The 21,342-nt window shown below is 41.1% G+C and carries 14 protein-coding genes; 8 read left to right on the top strand and 6 right to left on the bottom strand.

The window, feature by feature from the left end:
• Nucleotides 1-14: 14 nt before the first annotated feature.
• The 3 genes from ACHSBP_RS17925 to ACHSBP_RS17915 form a co-directional block, all read right to left on the bottom strand.
• Nucleotides 15-2,162 carry a LodA/GoxA family CTQ-dependent oxidase gene (locus ACHSBP_RS17925; RefSeq protein ID WP_395389916.1) on the bottom strand — a complete coding sequence of 716 codons (2,148 nt, stop codon included), beginning with the start codon at nucleotides 2,160-2,162 and terminating at the stop codon, nucleotides 15-17.
• Nucleotides 2,162-3,562: a hypothetical protein gene (locus ACHSBP_RS17920; RefSeq protein ID WP_010558414.1), complete on the bottom strand. Its 1,401-nt coding sequence runs from the start codon at nucleotides 3,560-3,562 to the stop codon at nucleotides 2,162-2,164. Before ACHSBP_RS17920 ends, ACHSBP_RS17925 begins: the two co-directional genes overlap by 1 nt.
• A gap of 225 nt (nucleotides 3,563-3,787) precedes the next feature.
• The gene (locus tag ACHSBP_RS17915) at nucleotides 3,788-6,010 is read right to left on the bottom strand and encodes an exonuclease domain-containing protein (RefSeq protein ID WP_395389915.1); all 2,223 of its coding nucleotides are present in this window, start codon (nucleotides 6,008-6,010) and stop codon (nucleotides 3,788-3,790) included.
• Between the two features lie 90 nt (nucleotides 6,011-6,100).
• On the opposite strand from ACHSBP_RS17915, the gene ACHSBP_RS17910 reads away from it, so the two are divergent.
• Entirely contained in the window at nucleotides 6,101-7,582 is a 1,482-nt protein-coding gene (locus ACHSBP_RS17910; protein WP_395389913.1) for an FG-GAP repeat domain-containing protein, read from the top strand.
• A gap of 64 nt (nucleotides 7,583-7,646) precedes the next feature.
• The gene (locus ACHSBP_RS17905; RefSeq protein WP_010558411.1) at nucleotides 7,647-8,369 is read left to right on the top strand and encodes an ABC transporter substrate-binding protein; all 723 of its coding nucleotides are present in this window, start codon (nucleotides 7,647-7,649) and stop codon (nucleotides 8,367-8,369) included.
• Nucleotides 8,370-8,874: 505 nt separating this feature from the next.
• Here the strand turns inward: ACHSBP_RS17905 and ACHSBP_RS17900 are convergent.
• Both ACHSBP_RS17900 and udk read right to left on the bottom strand, forming a co-directional pair.
• Nucleotides 8,875-10,104 carry a NupC/NupG family nucleoside CNT transporter gene (locus ACHSBP_RS17900; RefSeq protein ID WP_010558410.1) on the bottom strand — a complete coding sequence of 410 codons (1,230 nt, stop codon included), beginning with the start codon at nucleotides 10,102-10,104 and terminating at the stop codon, nucleotides 8,875-8,877.
• Nucleotides 10,105-10,125: 21 nt separating this feature from the next.
• Nucleotides 10,126-10,752 (bottom strand): uridine kinase, encoded by a 627-nt coding sequence (gene udk / locus ACHSBP_RS17895; protein WP_040642196.1) that lies wholly within the window; start codon nucleotides 10,750-10,752, stop codon nucleotides 10,126-10,128.
• Nucleotides 10,753-11,061: 309 nt separating this feature from the next.
• On the opposite strand from udk, the gene ACHSBP_RS17890 reads away from it, so the two are divergent.
• From ACHSBP_RS17890 to ACHSBP_RS17870, 5 genes are all read left to right on the top strand, one after another.
• On the top strand, nucleotides 11,062-12,273 hold the full coding sequence (locus ACHSBP_RS17890) for a phosphopentomutase (RefSeq protein WP_395389912.1): 1,212 nt from the start codon (nucleotides 11,062-11,064) through the stop codon (nucleotides 12,271-12,273).
• A 17-nt stretch (nucleotides 12,274-12,290) separates the two neighbouring features.
• The gene (gene deoD / locus ACHSBP_RS17885) at nucleotides 12,291-12,992 is read left to right on the top strand and encodes a purine-nucleoside phosphorylase (RefSeq protein ID WP_010558407.1); all 702 of its coding nucleotides are present in this window, start codon (nucleotides 12,291-12,293) and stop codon (nucleotides 12,990-12,992) included.
• Between the two features lie 215 nt (nucleotides 12,993-13,207).
• On the top strand, nucleotides 13,208-13,546 hold the full coding sequence (locus ACHSBP_RS17880) for a DUF3718 domain-containing protein (protein WP_105172277.1): 339 nt from the start codon (nucleotides 13,208-13,210) through the stop codon (nucleotides 13,544-13,546).
• 149 nt (nucleotides 13,547-13,695) lie between these two features.
• Nucleotides 13,696-15,375: a substrate-binding domain-containing protein gene (locus ACHSBP_RS17875; protein ID WP_395389910.1), complete on the top strand. Its 1,680-nt coding sequence runs from the start codon at nucleotides 13,696-13,698 to the stop codon at nucleotides 15,373-15,375.
• Nucleotides 15,376-15,492: 117 nt separating this feature from the next.
• Nucleotides 15,493-16,137, top strand: coding sequence for a hypothetical protein (locus ACHSBP_RS17870; RefSeq protein WP_395389909.1), 645 nt, complete (start codon nucleotides 15,493-15,495; stop codon nucleotides 16,135-16,137).
• Between the two features lie 919 nt (nucleotides 16,138-17,056).
• On the opposite strand, the gene ACHSBP_RS17865 is transcribed toward ACHSBP_RS17870, so the two are convergent.
• On the bottom strand, nucleotides 17,057-18,664 hold the full coding sequence (locus ACHSBP_RS17865) for an isocitrate lyase (RefSeq protein WP_100914611.1): 1,608 nt from the start codon (nucleotides 18,662-18,664) through the stop codon (nucleotides 17,057-17,059).
• A gap of 253 nt (nucleotides 18,665-18,917) precedes the next feature.
• On the opposite strand from ACHSBP_RS17865, the gene ACHSBP_RS17860 reads away from it, so the two are divergent.
• Nucleotides 18,918-21,086, top strand: a complete 2,169-nt coding sequence (locus ACHSBP_RS17860; protein WP_395389907.1) for a malate synthase G — start codon at nucleotides 18,918-18,920, stop codon at nucleotides 21,084-21,086.
• Nucleotides 21,087-21,342: the final 256 nt, after the last annotated feature.

Genomic DNA, 21,342 nt, shown 5'->3' with positions numbered 1-21,342 from the left:
GTCACTCATAAAGTTTACTTATCACACTGGGTTGGACCACAGCTATCGGGTGCTTTATAACCTGGTTCTGATGCTTGCGGCCATACTTCAACACCATCGCCTTTGCTTTCGAATTGGCTGGCAACTTCAAGAAAATAATCGGGTCCATAATTTTGCTTGGTGCTGTCATCATTGATCTGCAGACCTTGAATAACAAATCCAACTTTATGCCAGTTTTCAACAAAGTCGAAGTAGCATTGAAAGCGACCTTGCTGCTGTGGGTAGAATGTTTTTGTACCATGACCCTCATCGCCGCGCACACTATAAAGTGATACGCCTTTACCCTGCCCGGTATTTGCATCGTACTTAAATAAGAACTTAGGGTAGACAGTCACCGGACGCTGCGCGGGCCAAGACCAGTACAAAGTGTTATCAGCGATTGCTTCGCCTTCCCCATTGGGGTTTGGCATCGTTGGATTTGGGTCAGGCGTGTGTGTTGCACAACTGTTGTAGTCAGTATGCCAAGGTTGCGACATAAATTTACTTAAATCGCCTGGTTCTACTTTACTGTCTCGCAGTGGAATATATCCGACCTGCAAAAAAGGCTCATTTTGAGTTGCTTTACTGTAATCCAGCGTTGCCATATTAATGCGAAATGGCCCTGTTTTACCGTGCCAATCGGTTTTATATAAATGGGTATCACGCACAATAAAGGTTAAATCAATGCCCGGTGAATAACGCCCGCCTAAACAGTTTTCTAACACTACTTTATCGAGTTGCTCCCCCTCGCCTAGGCTCGGTGCAGTTGCATTAAACTTATTGTTGTACCATTGCATCAATAAAAAATATTGGGTCTCAGTAACTGATAAAAAGCTTTTCATTGCATCGCCAAGCGCCAGTGGCATTTTTTTACGCGTACCGTCTTCATTGTTTGGCTCGTCTTTGGTGCCCGGGGCTGATGGCTTTCTTAGCAAACTGGTAAATGACGGGATTTTTTCACTGGGGGTGTCGCTTGGTTTTATTTCTTTCATGCGCTTATGGCCCTGAATGCCTTTTTCAGGTAATGCGGTATTCCATTGTTGCAAGAAAGCACCGTGAAATACTGGCTGAACATCACCATCGAACGAGGCTAAATGGTCATGATTAAAGCCATTGTCAAATATATTTGGCGCTAGAGCTAAATGTTGTATCCATGTATCGTAAACGTCATCCCAGGTCGATACAACATTGCGGGTTTGTGGTGCGTAACTTGGATCTGTACATACAAACCAACCGTGTACAGCCTCTTCAAACGAGCCATCATCAAAAACAATGGTGGCGGTTACTGGGCCATCAGATGTATCGTCAAACCAATCATCATTATCAATCGCACCGTTTAGTTTTGGAATGCAACACTTTTTGTCTTTATCACTTTTATTACCAAGTATGCCACTGGCTTTACCAAAGCCACCAGTGACAATAAGTCTTGCTGTATTTTCTTCAATACGCATTTCACCAAGCGACGAAATTTCACCAAGTGGATTAAACATATAGAAAAAATCATCGGGAAAGCTTTTTGGATAGCAGGACGCTGCGGTTGCTATTTTGCCTTCTTCAATAAAGCTATCTGGTGTTTTTTTATCGAAGCTTAAGCAGGTGTTTGAATTACTTGTAACCGAAAGAGCGCGCGGGCCCGGATCAACCACTAATTGTTGGCGGCGCATGACTGTATTAAGGTCATCGCCAAACTTCGGGTTTCGCACCGGAGGCGTGTTTTCATTTTGATAGGCAATAACCCCTTCTTCTTGAGGCTCGCCGTCAACAATGGAAGTGATTGTAAAGTTGTTGTTCTTTTTATTTGCGGTATGAACCTGCCAAATAATATCTTTAATCACTTTACCGCCGATATTATCGCCAATATTTATTTCACGGCCACCGTCATTTGATGGGTAAGTTGTTTGTTCGTCGTCATAAGCAAAAATGCGAAAGCGCGCTGCTTGGCGTTTTACATTGCCATGACTATCACGAAAACCGTGTTCGTCTATCGGTGTATTGTTTGTACCCGGTTTTATTGGCAAACCGCCAAATAAGCCGGTGCGCTTATCAACAATGGTACCTGCTGCGGTTTCAGGGGCGATGTAATACTCTTCACTATTGCCAACACGTGCAAAGTTGATACTTGGGTGAACTCTGAAATAACTCATTATTTCTCTCCTTGAGATTGTAAGTAGGCAATTGCGGCACGTTGTTCTTTTTCTTGAGACCAAAAAAAGATATTTTGAAATGCATGGCTAATGTTTAAGTTTGTTGCTGGTAGCGGTTTTAATCCGTCTTTACTTGCAAACGCTTGTTCCGTATTGTGGCAACGGAAGCAATTGTTCATTGCGGTTGCTGATTGCGTGTAAGTTTCAATGGTGCTGTTAGAGAGTTTTAAAGAACCGGTGAGATATTCATCAGTGGCAAAGTCGAGCCCAGGTTTAAGTGGCGATACATCCGGTTTACCTGTAGCTGCTTGGTTGTTGATCCAAATTGCGCCAACTTCAAAGTAGTTTTGCCAAATACTTAAGTTATTTGGTAAGTGCTTTTTAACGCTCGCATTAAGTGATTTTATATTATCGGTATTCGATTGTTTTTGGCCCGCTGCATTGCCGTAAGCATAGCGACGACACACTTGAGTAATCGGCGTAAATTTCTGCGTTGATTGCTCGAGTGCTAAGCCGCTAACCGCCGCGTTTTTATTGCAATTCCCAAGTTGCGTGCCTTTTTTGTAAAACAGGTAATCTTGATCTGCGACAATTTGGTCAAGTGTCATGCCGTCGGGCACATCCGGTGCATTGTTATCAAATTCAAAGGTAGCCCAAATCATTTCTGGGTGATTGGCAACGACGCCACCAATATGAAAGCCAACTAAGGCAAGCGTTTGCTTTTCGACTTTTGCAGGATTGATTTTGATACCAGATGGTGAGTTTTCAAACTGCGCGATGTCTTTTTCAATGGTAAATAACTTACTGGTATCGTCATCTTTACCAACGATTTTCCACGATGCTTTCAGCTCTAGCGTGCCTTTGGTGCCGATAATTGGAAACGCAGTACGCGGGTTCATTGTGAGCACATTTGCTGGGATTGTTAAATCGGGTCCACCACTTTTACCTTGCATAAAGTCGGCAAAGGTTTGATTAATGTACTGCGAGTAATAGATGGCACGGTGGTCGTGATCTATCAAGATGCCATCGGTACCCGCTTGTAAATATTCGTCAAATGATGCGCCTGTATGTGGTTGTTTTCGGGTGCGTGGCGAAAGGCCTCGTTGCTCTAATCCGATTAAAGACTGTGGTGAGTCAAATCCGAGAAAGCGAGGTTGGCCATTGTCGTCATCCATTAACCATAAAAACATTTGCCATGACCATTGGTGGAAATCACAATTGTTTGGGTTTGCTGGAAAAGCACTGTCATCAGGCCTAATGACTTTGCCGTTTTTAAACCAACTCGGCTCTATTTCACATGTGTTTGATGTTTGAGCGGAACTGCTATGCGTATAACAAATGGCGAACAATATAACTGCGGGTGCGATGCGACTGAGCATGCATTTACTTGCGTGTTTCATTTTGCCTCCTAGGCGCGGTAACGATAAATCCTTAACGCTCACAAATTGAGCTACATCGATTACTCTAGTTAAGTCGCAAAATACGCGTTTCGTTATCACACTTTATTACAGGCACTAAGGTGAAGTAGCGGGTAGGGCAATGGAAAATTTAAGAAGTATTTTTTGTGATGGCTTATGTGAAATTAATGAGGCATACATTGATGTAAACCCCATTTACAGTTAGGTTTATTGGTCTGCTCTTACGTGATTTATGCGCAATAAAATTTCGGCTGCAGCTTTAGCGTCATCGAGCGCTCGGTGGTGGTTTTTTAGCTCAATATTAAGATCGCAGCAGAGTTTACCTAATGAGTAAGATTTAAAACCGGGTAAATATTTACGTGCTTGCTGTACAGTACAAATTTTAGCGCGCGTGTATTTTTTATTGAGTCGGGCAAACTCTTGTCGAATAAAGCCATAGTCAAAATTAACATTGTGCGCGACAAATATAGCATTACGGCTAAATGTATCTAACTTTTCGGCAATTTGTTCAAACTTGGGGGCGTCTTTAACCATTTCATTACTGATCCCTGTAAGCTCGGTAATCATTTTTGGGATATGACGTTCTGGATTTACCAGTGTTTGCCAGCTGTCGGTAATTTTTCCTTGTTCAACTCTTACCAAACCAATTTCAGTGATGCGATGAGTATCTTTTTTTCCGCCAGTGGTTTCAATATCCACGACAACGTAATTTTGCTCACTATTAAAACGCCATTCGGTGCGCTGAATTGATACGTTAAAACCTGCGTTTATTAATTGTTTGATACTGACCAGTTGAGTACGCCTTAGGCTATCGCCCGGCGCTTTTATTTCCTCAAAAAACACTTCACCTTGTTCAATATACATTAAATCAGGGTAGCCATCGCAAAGCGCTTTAAAGGTTTTACTCATTGCCAATAAATGATGCTTTATTGACTCAAATGGCGCATATTGAATAAAGGTGGTTAACACATCTTTTAGTTCGTCATGCCAGTAGAACAGGCCATTCGGTTCACCTGAATATTGATCAATGGTGGCACTAATATAATCACAGAATTTCTGATTGTTGGTAAAATCCGACAATTTGTGATCAATTTCTGTGTGCAACAAGTCGTAAAAATTATCTTGCTTAAGTACTTTTGGATAATACGAAAATTCATTGGCACGCTGTGATGCTGGGTGTTGAAATAGCTCATGCCAAAAAGTTAATGCAAATAACGCGCGCCAAAGCTTGTTTTCGGTAAAGTAGCACAGGCGATGCTGTTTGATGTAACGGTCCTTTACACCTGTTTCGACCTGACCTAAGTACGCTTCGTCAATACCAATTGGCTCGCCTGATTTTTTGAGCATATCAGTCAATACACTGGTGCGCTTTTGGTTAAACTTTTGCGCATAAAAATCCTCGGCAAAGAGCAATAAGGTTTCACTGTCGGGGTCGTCTAAAATAGCCAGCAGCAAAGTCTCACACTGTGCTTTTCTGTCGCTTTTGTAGAGTAAGCGAATGTATTTTTCTTGTGCTGCAGGGTGTTGTGATTGGCTAAGCAATGTTTCACCGAGAGTTGGCTCGTGTTCGATTAAAACAACCGCCAGCTTATACAAACTGTGGTGGTACTTTTGCGTAGCTAAAAAGCCGATTGGTTTGTCGGAAGCGATAAGTTGCTCTGCAAGCGTTTGTAATAATGGGATGTCGCTCTTATTGGCTTCCTTTATCGCTTTAAATTGGTTTGCGTAATAAAACGCACTTTTGGCTTCATCTTTATCGCTGAAGTTAGCTTGTTTCTGTTGCACGCTTTGGGTTTGCATTACACCTAAATCGCGCATAGAAAATTGGTTGAGGCGACCTGATAAATGGCCAAAATATAAAAACAATAAATAGTGAAACGTGTCCTGCTTGGCAAAGTAAATATGGCTTGTTAGTACGGGGCTTTTTTTAACTTGGTCGTAACTTAAAGCGTTAGACAGCGCGTTGCTCACAAAATTAAGCCATTTGTTTTTGTTTGCGCTTTTTGCTGGCTTATCAATCGTTAATGAGATGCTTAAGTCGATTAAGTCTTGCTTATTAAGCTGGCTTATAAAGTCGTGAAAACAGTGTTTATTTATGCGAGATACAAAACCAACTTTTCTTAAAAGGTTAATTGCCGCGCCAGAGTCAGCCACTTCACTGTAGACTAGGGTGTCTTTTCGCACAAAAGGGGATTTGCGGTTTACAATCCGTACCAAAATACATTGGGCATCTTCTGGTAGTGTTGCAAACTCGGTAAAAAACGCTGTCTCGTCATCGCCTAACAAGTGAGAAGACGTGGATTTTATAAATTCAGCAAATTCGATAAAGTGCGTTAAATAATATTTTTCTGGCAGTTCTTTCATTGCATCGCTGCGACAAACATTGGCATAGCTAATATTTTGCGTTGCTACGTTCGACTTATCAATCATTTTGCACGTATTAACATTTTCTAACTAATTTGCTTTTACTGATAGCACCAGTATTTGATAGTTTATGATGACATACAGCGAGGAAGTAACATGAAAATAATAACAGCATTAGTCGTTACTCTGGGATTTGCCAGTACGTCGAGCTTGGCAAATAGCAAAAAAAATTTGTTTAATGAGGTGGCAATAGAAACCGATCTAACCTTGTCACACCCTGTCTATCCAATAGATTTATTGCCTAATCCTGGCAAAGAATTAATGCTTATCGGCACACATAGCGGACAGCAATATATTGATATTTTTGCTGCATCAGAGGCTCAGTTATATAACCGCATAAAACGTGTAAAAGTGCCTGATACGATGCTTGGTGTTGATTTTACTAAGTGGCAAGATGCCACGCAGCAGGTTTATTTATTTTCATCTAATGGCATTTATCAGTTGGCGCTTGAAGGGCCTGAGTTAGTTGTACCAGTTGTTGACACTCAAACCTACTTGAAAAAAAGTGGTGCTCAACACCTAAGCAAAATGGAGTTTGTTTACAACATTAATGATGACCAAAAAGCGGACTTTTTCACGACAGACCTTAATCACAGTTATGTGCATATTTCTGATGAGACTGGCTATCAAATGGCCAAGGTTGATTTGCCTGCACGATTAGAAATAGAAGGGCACAGTGCTGAAATTGAACCGCCTCGTTTTGCCTTTTTTGATACAAATGAAGACAACATTTCAGAGCTTATCGGTTTTGAAAATGGCTTATTGAATTTACTGCCGAGTGTCGGAAGCAACCCTGGTCAGGCGATAAAATTGCGCGATGATATTATGGTGGATGACTGGTGGCATACCAAAGATGCCGACGGTGATTCACTTGACCAAAGTAATTTAGTGTATCGCAAACTAGAGCGTGTTGTTGACGTTAATCACGATGGTATTTTTGATTTGGTGGTGCGTTATACACGAAGTAGCGGTGCGCTTGATAGGCAAAATGATTACGAAATCTACTTAGGTGCGATTGAGCAAGGAAAGTTTATCTTTCAAAACCAAACGAATTCGCTTATTCAAGATGAAGGCACATTAACCGATCTGCACTTGCTTGATATCGATAACGATAAACAACTAGAGGCTTTGGTGTCGGGTTTTGATATTGGCGTATCACAAATTATCGGTGCGTTGTTATCGGGGTCGGTATCTCAAGATGTGCATCTTTTTTATCAAAATGAAAAGGGCGAATTTAACCCAAAAAATAAAATTACACGAGAGGTTGAACTAAGTTTTAGTTTATCGAAAGGGCGCAGTGGCTCACCTGTAGTGCTGTTTGCCGATGTAAATGGTGATGGTAAAAAAGATTGGGTGCTGTCGGATGAACAAAAAGCGTTTAACGTGTATTTAGCTAATAATAAACATAGTTTTTCTCGTCGCGCGAGCAAGTATAAAACCACTTTGCCAATGCAAGGTCGCCGTGTTGTAACAAGCGACTTGAACTTAGATGGCAAAGACGATTTGGTAATGAGCTACGGTCGATTAGATGATAAAAATATGCGTAAAACCATAAAGATATTGTTTGCGACGAGCTAAGTTTTCGTATTCAGTCAGCAAATTCTAGACTACACTTGCTAATTATTTTTCCAAGGGCACTACAGTGTTAAAAAAATTACTTACAGCGAGCTTAATAACACTTTCCTTTTCGGCTTCAGCAGGGGCTATTCGCTTTGGCTATAATCAGCAATATTCAGCGCCACATGTGATTAATAATGGAAAGGGTACAAGCGTATCGGGCATTGTGATTGATGTAAGTAATGCGATTTCGCAAGAGGCTGGGTTTATGGCTAAGCAGCTTCCTTTGCCGCGTAAGCGTATTGAACAGTACCTTATTGATGGCAAAATCGATGCACAATGTCATGCTAACCCTATTTGGTACAACGCGCCCTCTATTATATGGAGTGAGGTGCTTTATTCTGATGCTGACATTATTGTGAGTGATCAGGCTATCGCCTCGCTGCAAGCGCTAAGTTCACACAAGCAGTTCAAACTAGGTACTGTGCTTGGCTATAAGTACCCTAATCTTACCGAGTATTTTGAGGCGGGTAATCTTAAACGTTTTAATAGCACCTCATCTAAAGACAGCTTAACGCGCTTTACTAAAGGCGAATTAGATGGTTTTGTTGCATCCTATAGCGAAGCGAATTACTTAACCCGACTAAGGCGTTTTAATGTATTAGAAGTGAACTCGTATGACTTACATTGCTCGTTTTCACCTAAGCTCAATGCAGAAAAACGTCAGCGTTTAATTGATGCGGCGCATAAACTGCGTGATAACGGTGAATTTAAGCGGGTATTTGCTAAATATATTAAGCCTGAATAGTTTAATTCCAATTCACTTAAGTAGCTAATCATCCTAGCGGACCAAGTATCATGCTAACTGCGTTAGAGTTTATTAATGTAGAACAACTAGATAAGAACAATCCCGCCTTGTTATCATGTCATTTATCCAGCGCTATCTCTGATCTCATACTTAACAGAATTGAGACAAATAAAAAGGGCCCATAAAGGGCCCTTTGGTTTTCTCTAGTATCGTTCAAATTTTTTGCCAGTCTTAACCCCTTAAGACAATTAGGCAACCCTTTGCAGGGCTCCAGTACCGGAGTGTTAATCAAGTACTTGGATTTGGGTAGCAAACAGGTTTTGCCTATTTGCTAAATAAAGCGGCTATACAAGTAACTTTATACCCTTAGGTATTAACTTAGCCTACATCCCACATGCTGTAGTTGTTGATTTAGCACATTTATCAACACACTCATTTCTATCGTGCCTGCAATAAAAACGAGTAACTACGTTGCTAAGTTAAGTTACTTCTAGCCGAGTAACCGTTATGCAATTGACAGGAAAAAGCCTGCAATCGCTGCACTCATTAGGTTTGCCATTGAACCGGCTAAAACCGCACGTAAACCTAATTGCGCAATATCTTTACGACGACTCGGTGCCATACCACCAATACCGCCTAGTAAAATTGCAATTGAACTCAAGTTTGCAAAGCCACACAGTGCGAAAGTAACAACGGCTTTCGTGTGCTCGCTCAGCTGCGCTTGGTAGTTCATAAAGTCTAAGTAAGCAACAAACTCATTTACTACAAGTTTTTGCCCAATGAAGCTACCAGCAAGCTGTGCTTCACTCCAAGGAATACCTAACAACCATGCAATTGGTGCAAAGGCGTAACCTAAAATTTGTTGAATTGTTAGGTCTGGGTTATCAAACCAACCCCCAATCCAGCCAACAAAGCCATTACTTAGGGCAATTAGTGCCACAAATGCTAATAGCATTGCGCCTACATTCATTGCCAACTGCATGCCGTTTAATGCGCCGCCTGCAGCTGCATCAATCACGTTTACTGGCTTTTCTTCACCATGATCTAAATCGTTTAGATCTTGTTTTGGTGTTTCTGTTTCTGGCACCATCATTTTTGCCATTAAGAAACCACCCGGTGCCGCCATAAAGCTGGCTGCAATTAAGTATTTTAATTCAACACCTAAGCTTACGTAGCCTGCTAAAATAGAGCCTGCTACTGTTGCTAAACCACCTACCATAACGGCAAATAATTCAGAGCGTGTCATCGTGGCTATAAATGGTTTTACTACCAGTGGCGCTTCTGTTTGGCCAACGAAAATATTAGCGGTTGCAGAAAGTGATTCTGGTTTCGATGTACCTAATAACTTTTGTAGGCCACCACCTAAAATTTTAATAACAAAATCCATCACTCGTAAGTGATATAACACCGCAACAAGCGCAGAGAAAAAGACAATTACTGGCAGTACTTTGATTGCAAATACAAAGCCGATGCCGTCAATTTCATCTCCCGCTAGGCCACCAAATAGAAAGCGAATACCGTCATTCGCGTAACTAATAACGTTGGCAACGCCTACTGAAATACCGTTTAATACTTCACGCCCTGCAGGTACGTACAAAACAAATGCGCCGATCAGCACTTGCAGCGCAAACGCACCGCCTACGGTGCGCAAATTTATTTTTTTTCGGTTAGTTGAGCATAAAAATGCGAGCGCTAATAAGCTCGCGATGCCAACTAAACTCATTAATGAGGTCATATATATTTCCCAAGTTACCTTCTATTGAAGTAATTGTTTTATTTTGCTTTTTAGTATATCAATGGCAACTCGATTTCGCCCCCCGCGGGTCACAACAACATCTGCATTGTGCTTCGACGGGTCGATAAATTGGTAAAACATTGGTCTTACCGTGGCTTGGTATTGTTCAATCACCGATTGTAAGCTTCTACCGCGCTCTTCTAGATCTCGCTGCATACGACGCATCAGGCAAATATCTAACGGTGTATCAATAAACACCTTAATATTAAACTCATCGCACAGTTTAGGATCTGATAAAAGCAAAATACCTTCAACAATCAGAATCTTAGCTGGCTGAATTCGACGAGTTTGGTCGCTGCGCGTGTGCTTTGCGTAATCGTATACAGGAATATCGACTGGTTTACCTTCCTTGAGCTGATTTAAGTGCTCAAGTAAAAGTTCATGCTCAAAAGCGTCTGGGTGATCGTAGTTCGTTTGCGTTCTATGTTCGAACGGCAAATGAGACTGATCACGGTAATACGCGTCTTCTTCAATAATAGCGATAGCACCAGGTGCTAGTTCGTTCAAAAGCTCATTGTAAATAGTTTGACTAAACAACGATTTACCAGAAGCTGATGCACCTGCAATCGCGATAATTGTGCGTGTCACAAAAACGTTACCTTAAAAATCATTACAACAGTGACTTACCTTAGCAAAAAAGCGCACAATTATCTTTAGTTCGTGACGCCTACCGGTTCTTTCCTGAATACAGCGGTAAATTTAGCCCCTTTAACTGGTTAAAAACAGGACAAAAGTCCTGTGTAACCCTAGGCACACAGCCTAGAGTATTTATAACGCTGAGCGTGAATAGCTAGGCGAAATGTGAACCAATGGCTAAAATAAATGCAGGCACGCCAATTATTTTTGGCGAGACACAACGGCATTTGGTATATCAGGCTATTTTAAATTGAGGTAACTATGGCAAGAGCGCTAATTTTAATGGCAGACAGTTTAGGCATAGGTGCTGCACCTGATGCTGAACGCTTTGGTGATAAAGGTGCAAACACTTTGGCACATTTACTCGCTGCTTACCATGGTGAAACCGGCCAAAAACTCGCGCTGCCAAATTTATCAAAACTTGGATTAATTGATGCGTGCGAACAAGCAAGCAATACCAATTGCCAAGTGGCTGAGCGTAACGCTCCGATTGCAGCGTATGGTTATGCAAAAGAAATTTCATCAGGCAAAGACACACCATCAGGTCATTGGGAAATGGCCGGAGTACCAGTGTTATTTGATTGGGGTTACTTTCACGATAAGCAAAATAGCTTCCCTGATGCGTTTATCGCCGAGTTTATAGAACGCGCTAATCTACCGGGTATTTTAGGCAACTGTCATTCGTCAGGTACGGTTATTTTAGAAGCGTTAGGTGAAGAACACATGCAAACAGGTAAGCCTATTTGCTATACCTCTACTGATAGCGTATTTCAGATTGCCTGTCACGAAGGCACCTTCGGTTTAGAGCGTTTATATGAAATTTGCGAAATAGCGCGTGAGTTATTAGATGAATACAATATTGGCCGTGTGATTGCACGTCCATTTTTAGGTGACGTAGCAGATAACTTTGCGCGTACCGGCAACCGCCGTGATTATTCGGTATTGCCACCGGCACCAACATTACTCGACAAACTAGCTGAAGATAATGGTGCAGTAATCAGCATAGGTAAAATCTCTGATATTTACGCACACCAAGGCATTACCGAAAAACACAAAGCGCCAGGGCTTGAAAACTTAATGGCTAAAACCGCCGAGGTATTTAAACAGGCGAAAGACCATAGCTTAACCTTTGTAAACTTAGTGGACTTTGATGAAAAGTTTGGCCATCGCCGTGATGCGATCGGCTATGCCAAAGCGCTAAAGCAATTGGATGATTATTTACCTGAATTTTTAGCCTTACTTGGCAAAGATGATGTGCTAATGATTACTGCAGATCATGGTTGCGACCCAACATGGCAGGGCACCGACCACACTCGTGAATATGTGCCGGTTTTAGCGTATACACCTGGCATGACGCCAGTTAATTTAGGTGAGCGCGAAACTTTTGCAGACATAGGTCAAACATTAGCAACATGGTTTTCACTTGCGCCACTTGAATACGGTAACAGTTTTAAATCTCAGCTTGGCAGTTAACTTAGATAGGAAAGATTATGAGTACTCCACACATTAACGCACAATTAAATGATTTTGCCGAAACGGTATTAATGCCAGGCGACCCGCTTCGCGCGAAGCATATTGCAGAGACATTTTTAGAAGATGCACGTGAAGTAACATCTGTAAGAAATATTCTTGGTTATACCGGTACTTATAATGGTAAACCTGTGAGCATTATGGCATCTGGCATGGGTATCCCATCGATGAGCATTTATGCGCGTGAATTGATTGTGAGCTACGGTGTTAAAAACTTAATTCGAATTGGTACCTGTGGTGGTATTGGTAGCGATATCAAAATTCGCGACGTAATCTTTGCTCAAGGCGCATCGACAGATTCAAATGTTAACCGTGCACGTGTACAAGGCTACGATTTTGCTGCTATTGCTAACTTCGACCTGTTGGTAAACGGTGTGGAAGCGGCGAAGCGTTTAGGTATCGCTGCTAAAGTCGGTAATGTATTTACGACAGATACTTTCTATCAAGCGTCGAACGATCTTTATCAAAAACTAGACAAACTTGGCGTATTAGCAGTTGATATGGAAACTGCGGGTCTTTATGGTGTTGCTGCAGAATATGGCGCAAATGCAATGGCGCTTTTCACGGTAAGTGACCATGTGATCACAGGTGAAGCTACCCCAAGTGAAGAAAGACAAAATAGTTTTAATGAAATGGTTAAAATTGCTCTCGAGTCAATTTAACGGTTTTATTAAAAAACTCCTAAACAGTTGTGAAGTCAAAAACCAGTAGATAATTCTGCTGGTTTTTTTTCATCTACAACTTGCTGAAAGTACATCAAATACATATTTCATTACAGTTAGATCCTCGAGTTAACACTGTGATTACCTCTGTAACAGGCGGAATTACTAGGTTCTGCTAATTTTAAAAGGCGTTCTGAGAGAGTGAGGAATGGAGTATGAAAGCATTAGCAACTACTGCAATAGCGGCATCGCTATTGGTGTTACCTAGCGCGGCAATCGCGTTTGATAAATCGACTATTGAGAGCTTATTAGTACAGGCATGCAAAGATGTAAAAAGTAACAAGGTACTCAAGCTAAAAACCAATTTAAAAACAAATCACTTAACCCTTCCGCTAATTAGTGAAAAGCTTATGTGTAATGGTGAAAGCGTGTATGATTTTGCTATGACGCACAATGCCGATAAAACCGCTAAGCTGTTAAGAACCGGTTCGGTGTCAATTCATGATGTTGCCTATAATAACTCAGATAAAATTTGGGTATGGCTAGATGATTGAAATATAAGCATTTAAATTATTCAGCCTGCAATCATGCAGGCTGTTTTGTCAACCCCCTTTACAATCATCTTTCATAATAAATCTAAAGTACTGTCATATAACTGCCATATAAAGTTCATAACATACCCGAAAAAAAATGAGGTATGGCAATGGAACAGGAAAAACAACAGTTAATCGAGCAAATAATCTCAACTGCCAAACGAGAGTTTGATATCGATTTAGCGAAAGAAAAGTTAATCTCAGAAGAAGAGTATCGCGCGTTAGTGTTCACTGAACTTTTGAGTCTAGAAAACGCAGAGCTAAGTCGTCTTATTGAGCAGTTTAATGCGTCACCTAGTCATCAAGCGCAAGCTTCACAGGCTGAGCCGATTTCACAGCCAAAACAGCGTAACACGGGCGTTATGATTGCTGCATCAGTTGCTGTGTTAGCGCTTTGTGCGGTAGGCGCTTGGTTTGGCTTATCTGGCGACACGACAGCACAATCGAGCCAGGTAGCGGCAGTACCAAACAAAGTGATTTCACAAAAATCAGCACAAATGGGCAAGCCTACTCCGGTGGAAAAAGAGCCAGAAGCGGTGTATCAATCCCTATTTGCAATTCATGGCTCGAACACCATAGGCGAAAAACTCGCACCAGCACTATTAAAAGCCTATTTTGAAGAGCAAGGTGCTAAAGATATTGATTGGCAACAGGGACGCATTGCAACTGAGCGCACCATGCAGTTTGAAATGGATGGTGAAAAGTTGGAAATAGGCTTGGCCGCGCATGGTTCGTCAACGGCGTTTAAAGCGTTAAACGCGAATATGGCGCAAATTGGTATGTCTTCGCGCAAAATTAAAACCAGTGAAGTTGAAGCCTTAAAAGGTCAGTCAGGTGATTTATCTAAGCTTGGCAATGAACACATCATCGCGTTGGATGGTTTGGCAATTATTGTTAACCAAAATAACCCGTTAAAGACCATAACAACTGAAACATTATCGCGTATTTTCTCTGGCGAAATTGATAATTGGGCCGAGATTGGTGGTGACCAAGCCCCGATAAAAGTATTTGCTCGTGATGATAACTCTGGCACATTTGATACGTTCAAATCGTTGGTATTAAAGAAGTATGGTCGCAAATTAACGAAGACAGCAGAGCGATTCGAATCGAGCTCAGAATTGTCTGAGCATGTGTCACGCGATGATTATGCAATTGGGTTTATTGGCTTAAATTACATTCGATACAGTAAAGCACTGGCAATTGCAGATAGCAGTGACACTAAAGCAATTTACCCAACGCGTTTTACCATTGCGACGGAAGATTACCCGCTGGCACGTCGACTATACCTCTACACGCCAACCAATAGTGCTACGCAAATAAAAGACTTTGCTAACTTTGCAATTTCAGATCGCGGTCAAGAAATCGTGCAGGAACTGGGATTAATTTCACAGTCTATTCGTGTTGAAGACGTGGTGGCAAGCGAACTGGCTCCAGACAAATATAATCAGTATGCAAAGCTTGCGAAACGTTTATCACTGAACTTCCGCTTTAATTATGCAACGCGCGATCTTGATAACAAAGGTAAGCGAGATTTACAGCGCCTTGTGTCGTTTGTTGAAGAAAACCCAAGTCGCAAACTTGTACTTATGGGTTTTTCGGACAGCATTGGGGCACGTGATAAAAACACTATGTTGTCGCTAAGCCGCGCTAAAAGTGTTGAACAAGAGCTTAATGCTCGCGGTATTAATGTCTATGCGGTAGAAGGCTTTGGTGAAGATATGCCACTTGCAAATAACGATAACGAAGTTGGTCGTGAACGTAATCGCCGCGTTGAAGTTTGGGTGCTTTAATACAAATTAAAGTAACCTTATAAATCACACTTAATACTGAGTTTAGTTAACCTAGTCATATATTTGTCATGTTTGTTGACTAAACTCAGTGCCTTATCTGATTAGGGAGGGCTTATTGTGTACAATTTATTAATGGATAAAGCGAGTTTATCGCAAGTTTTTCTGGCGTTTGCACCGATGGAAGCGCTTAAAGTTAAACACAATATTGATTATGCACTTGAGGCGTTATCACTGCCATCAGCTGAGCTATTAGCCGAGATGCAAGTTTTAGGAATTGACCTTCCAGATAAGCCTTCAGCATCAAAAAAAGTGGATTTAACCACAATTAATAGCACAGTGCTAAGTTCACATTTGACCGAATTGTTTCTTGATAAACACAAGCTACTAAAAACATTTTCAGACTTCTCATTATCTGAGCAAGTTGAGTTGAGAGCGTTTCTGCAAAGCTTGATGCCGATGTTACATTTACCGCCACAAGCGTTAGTTGAAAAAATGCAGCGCGAGGGTGTGCTTGATGTATTGATGGGCGAAAATGATAAAGCAAAAGCTGTTAAAGATAAAATCGCAGCACTTTCCCAAAATAAATGCGATCATAAAGTTGACGAAGTTAAGGAGCGCTTAGCTAAGCTTTCTAATAAGCCGCAGCAGTGTGCTGATGAGTTAAAAATAGCGCGTGTTAAAGCTAATCTTAATAAAGCCTCAGTATCTGATAATGCAGCTATCATTGCAGATGCAAAACAGAAGATTGTACAACTAGGTTAAATAACCTAGTTGTACTTAATTGCTAAACAGATCCCCTTCATTTTTCTATAAATACTGTACCAGACCGTTACAAACCAAAATTTTACTAACTTACTAGCGTTCCCCCTTATTTTTAAACGTACTCGGGCATATTTACCGTATTTATTTCTTAGATTTGAATACAGAGATCATATTTTTACTAAGCTAAGCCAGAAAAATATTAAGCAAGCCCATTTTGGTTAGTAAAATTTTGATCTCAAAGCCGACTTTTCACTAAAAATAGCGTTTAGTTAGTAAAATTTTGATCTCTAAAAACACAAAAATGTCGTTTTATTGATTTTAGTTAGTAAAAAACTGATCTATTAAGGTATTTGATCATTAATTTACTAATCAGCTAGTAAAATAATGATCTCAAATACACCGCAACTTAGTAAAAATATGATCTCTAAAATCAACAGTTAGTAAAATTTTGATCTCTATTGTTTGGTTTTGGCTGCGAAAACGAGGTGTTAGCGGCACTTTAAGGGGGTGTTAGGGTTAAAAGTAATCAGTTGTTAACTTTGATTTTACAAATGAGCGTGGTTTTAAATCGCTAGTAAAATCTCGATCTGTTTTTTTAGCGGTAATCTTGATACTTAGTAAAAATATGATCTCTATCTTAAAGTTATTATTTATTAAAACAAAAAAAGGCCGTCAGGCCTTTGGATCACAGTTAGGGATACATAATATCAATTCGCTTAAATAGCTAATCAGTCTAACCCGCTAACTATCATGTTAAATGCGCTGGGGCTTATCGATGTAGCATCACACGATAAGAAAGCTACGCCTTGTTAGCATTTTATTTATCCGGTGCTAAACCTGCTCAAATACTTAACCGAATTGGTATAATAATGGTAAAAAAGCTAGGCAAGTGCCTAGCTGGTTTACTGGCTAAACAGTATTAAGAGAACTGATTCATGGTGTTGTCTTCACCTGCAGCTTTTAGGGCCGCATCTCCAGAGAAGTACTCTTTGTGGTCGTCACCCATATCAGAACCTGCCATATTTTGGTGCTTAACACACGCAATGCCTTGGCGAATTTCTTGACGTTGTACGTTCTTAACATAACCCAGCATACCTTGCTCACCAAAGTATTCTTTAGCAAGGTTATCGGTAGATAACGCTGCAGTGTGGTAAGTTGGCAGGGTAATTAAGTGGTGGAAAATGCCTGCTTCACGGGCTGCATCAGCCTGGAAAGTACGGATTTTCTCATCAGCTAATGCTGCAAGTTCAGTGTTATCGTATTCCACGCTCATTAGCTGCTCACGGTTGTATTGAGATACATCTTTACCTTCTTCAACCATGATATCGAAAACTTGCTGACGGAAGTTCAGAGTCCAGTTAAATGATGGAGAGTTGTTGTAAACAAGTTTTGCGTTTGGCACAACTTTACGAATTTCATTTACCATCGCGCCAATTTGGCCTACATGTGGCTTTTCCGTTTCAATCCAAAGTAAGTCAGCACCATTTTGTAATGAAGTAATACAGTCAAGTACACAACGCTCTTCACCCGTACCAGAGCGGAATTGGAACAAGTTACTTGGTAAACGCTTAGGACGAACCAGCTTACCGTTGCGGTTTAAAATAACATCACCGTTTTTGATATCAGTCGATTCAATTTCTTCTACGTCTAAGAATGCGTTGTATTGGTCGCCTAAATCACCAGGTTCGTTACTTACTGCGATTTGTTTAGTTAGACCAGCACCAAGTGAATCGGTACGCGCTACGATAACGCCGTTATCTACACCTAGTTCAAGGAATGCATAACGAACAGCATTGATTTTTGCTAAGAAATCTTCGTGCGGTACAGTCACTTTACCATCTTGGTGACCACATTGTTTTTCATCCGATACTTGGTTTTCAATCTGGATACAGCAAGCACCTGCTTCAATCATTTTCTTAGCAAGTAGGTAAGTTGCTTCTTCGTTACCAAAACCGGCATCGATATCAGCAATAATTGGTACAACGTGTGTTTTATGGTCGTTAATTTTAGCTAGGATTGTCTCTTCTTCTGCACTGTTACCAGCTTTACGCGCTGCATCAAGTTCACGGAAATAACCGCCTAGTTCGCGGGCGTCAGCCTGACGTAGGAAAGTGTAAAGTTCTTCGATTAATGCAGCAACCGATGTTTTTTCATGCATTGATTGGTCTGGAAGAGGGCCAAATTCAGAGCGTAGTGCTGCCACCATCCAACCTGAAAGGTAAAGGTAACGACGGTCAGTATTATTTTGGAAATGCTTTTTAATTGAAATCATTTTTTGCTGACCGATAAAACCATGCCAACAGCCAAGTGATTGCGTATATTGAGATGGGTCTTGGTCGTACGCTTCCATATCTTTACGCATAATATCAGCAGTATAACGCGCAATTTCTAAGCCGTTTTGGAAGCGGTTTTGCAAACGCATACGCGCTGCTGACTCAGGGTTAATATTTTGCCATTTCTTCTCGCCTACTTCTTTTAACGTTGCAATGCGGTCGATTTCTTGTTGGTAAGTTAATTGTTTAGCCATCGTGTTAAGTCCTTCATCTTGTTGATTAGATGGCGCTGGTGTTATTACCTTTTTGAGCAACAACATTGAACGGGTAGCGCCTTTACATTTAAGTTAGGCTGAAACGGCATGATTTATAAAATTTATAGTTTTTATCATGAGTATTTTTTTAATGAATGCCAAAAGCAAGCTTTCTTGTGTAACTTAGATAGAATCAAATAACCAAATTATTTAAACGCATACAATTGTGTGCCACTTCAAGGTGAGAAAATTTATGACAACACGTATTCACCATGCAGGGTTAGCTGTTGATCCCAGCTTATACGCATTTATTAACCATCAAGTTATTCCAGGTACGGGCATTGATGTGGAGCACTTTTGGCAAGGCTTCTCAAAAATCGTGTCTGAAATGACACCGATTAACCGCGCACTGTTAGTGAAACGTGATGATCTGCAAGTGCAAATCGATCAATACCATCAAGCGCATTCAAACTTTGAGTTTGACCATTACAAACAATTTCTACAGCAAATTGGCTATTTAAAACCAGCACCAAGCGATGTCACAGTGGTAACTGAAAGCGTTGAGCCTGAAATTGCCACAATGGCAGGCCCGCAGCTAGTTGTGCCGGTAAGCAACGCGCGCTTTGCGCTAAATGCAGCGAATGCCCGCTGGGGGTCATTGTATGATGCGTTATATGGCACCGATGCGATCTCGTACGACAATGGCCGTGAAGCCGGACGCGAGTACAACCCCGTACGTGGTAATGCGGTAATTGATTTCGGCCGTGAGTTTTTAGACCAAGCATTGCCACTAACATATGGTTCGCACAAAGATGCCAGTGATTACGCGATTGTTGATGGCAAGCTGATTGTGACGTTGAACAATGTAAGCCAAAGCGCATTGCAATCACCAGAGCAGTTGGTGGGCTATAACGGTACTAAGCAGCAACCTACAGAATTAATTCTTAAAAATAATGGGCTGCACATTGTGATTCAGTTTGATGAAAACCATCAAATTGGCAAACAAGATAGCGCGCATATAAAAGATATTGTGCTTGAGTCGGCATTAACCACCATTATGGATTGCGAAGACTCTGTTGCGGCGGTTGATGCAGAAGATAAAGTAGGTGTATACAGCAACTGGCTTGGTTTAAACAAAGGCGATTTATCGGTTGAGTTTGAAAAAGGTGGTAAAACACTTACACGTGCGCTTAATCCAGATTTAACCTACACAGATTTAAGTGGCGATGAGCAACAGCTCAAAGGCCGCAGCCTAATGCTAGTACGCAATGTTGGTCACTTAATGACAAATCCTGCGATTCTCGATAAAAATGGCGATGAAGTTTTTGAAGGCATCATGGATGCGGTTATTACGTCGTTGATAGCATTGCACGATTTAAAAGGCAAAAGCACCCGGAAAAATAGCCGAGCTAATAGCATTAATATTGTAAAACCGAAAATGCATGGCCCTGAAGAAGTGGCTTATGCGAATACGTTATTTTGTAAGGTAGAAAGCTTACTTAACTTGCCAGAGAATACCTTAAAAATGGGTGTTATGGATGAAGAGCGCCGGACTTCGGTTAACCTCGCTGCGTGTATCGCTGAGGCGAAAGAGCGAGTTATCTTTATCAACACTGGTTTTTTAGACAGAACAGGTGATGAAATTCATACTAGTATGCTTGCAGGACCAATGTTGCCAAAAGATGCAATTAAAGCGCAAAAGTGGATTAGTGCGTATGAAAACAACAATGTGGATGTAGGCTTAGCATGTGGCTTAAGCGGTAAAGCACAAATTGGTAAAGGTATGTGGCCAATGCCAGATGAAATGGCGCAAATGCTAGTGCAAAAAACTGCACATGTGCAAAGTGGCGCAAATACGGCGTGGGTGCCATCGCCAACGGCTGCTACCTTACATGCGATGCATTATCATCAGCAGGATGTATTTAGCTTACAACAGGAAATTAAACAGCGCGTTGCCGCTAATGTGGATGATATTTTGTGTCCGCCACTGCATCCAGAGCCAAAATCAATGACCTCTGATGCGATTCAAAATGAGCTGAACAACAATGCACAGGGTATTTTAGGCTATATGGTACGTTGGGTTGAGCAGGGAGTTGGTTGCTCTAAAGTGCCTGATATTAATAATGTGGGCTTGATGGAAGACAGAGCCACATTACGTATTTCATCACAGCATATGACTAACTGGTTATGCCATGGTGTTTGCAGCGAGAAACAGGTAATTGACACCCTTGAAGCAATGGCCAAAGTGGTTGATAAACAAAATGAAGGCGACGCTAATTACCGTAATATGTCAGATAATTATGCGCAGAGCGTGGCGTTTCAAGCGGCACTAGAGCTAGTATTATCAGGTACAAAACAACCGAACGGGTATACAGAGCCTGTGTTACATCGCCGCCGTTTAGAATTTAAAGCAGCGAATTGATACCAATTCACTTAAATAGCTGATCATTCTAGCGGGTTAAATATCATGCTTACGGCGTATTAATTTATCAATGTAGCATAACTACATAAGACAAATTTCGCCTTGTTATCATTTTATTTATTCAGCGCTAGCTCTGATCTCGTACTGAACAGAATAGGTATTAATTGTATTAATCAAGTGGTTTTTCTAAGGCAACCAGTGAAGCGTAAATTAATGCAATTTTTATAAACACTATTAACAAAAAAAGGCCTGAAAA

This window comes from Pseudoalteromonas sp. XMcav1-K (genome assembly GCF_044005875.1).
Taxonomy (GTDB): Bacteria; Pseudomonadota; Gammaproteobacteria; order Enterobacterales; family Alteromonadaceae; genus Pseudoalteromonas; species Pseudoalteromonas spongiae.
The sequence above is the reverse complement of the archived record's forward strand: the minus strand, read 5'-3'. Positions and strand labels throughout refer to the sequence as shown.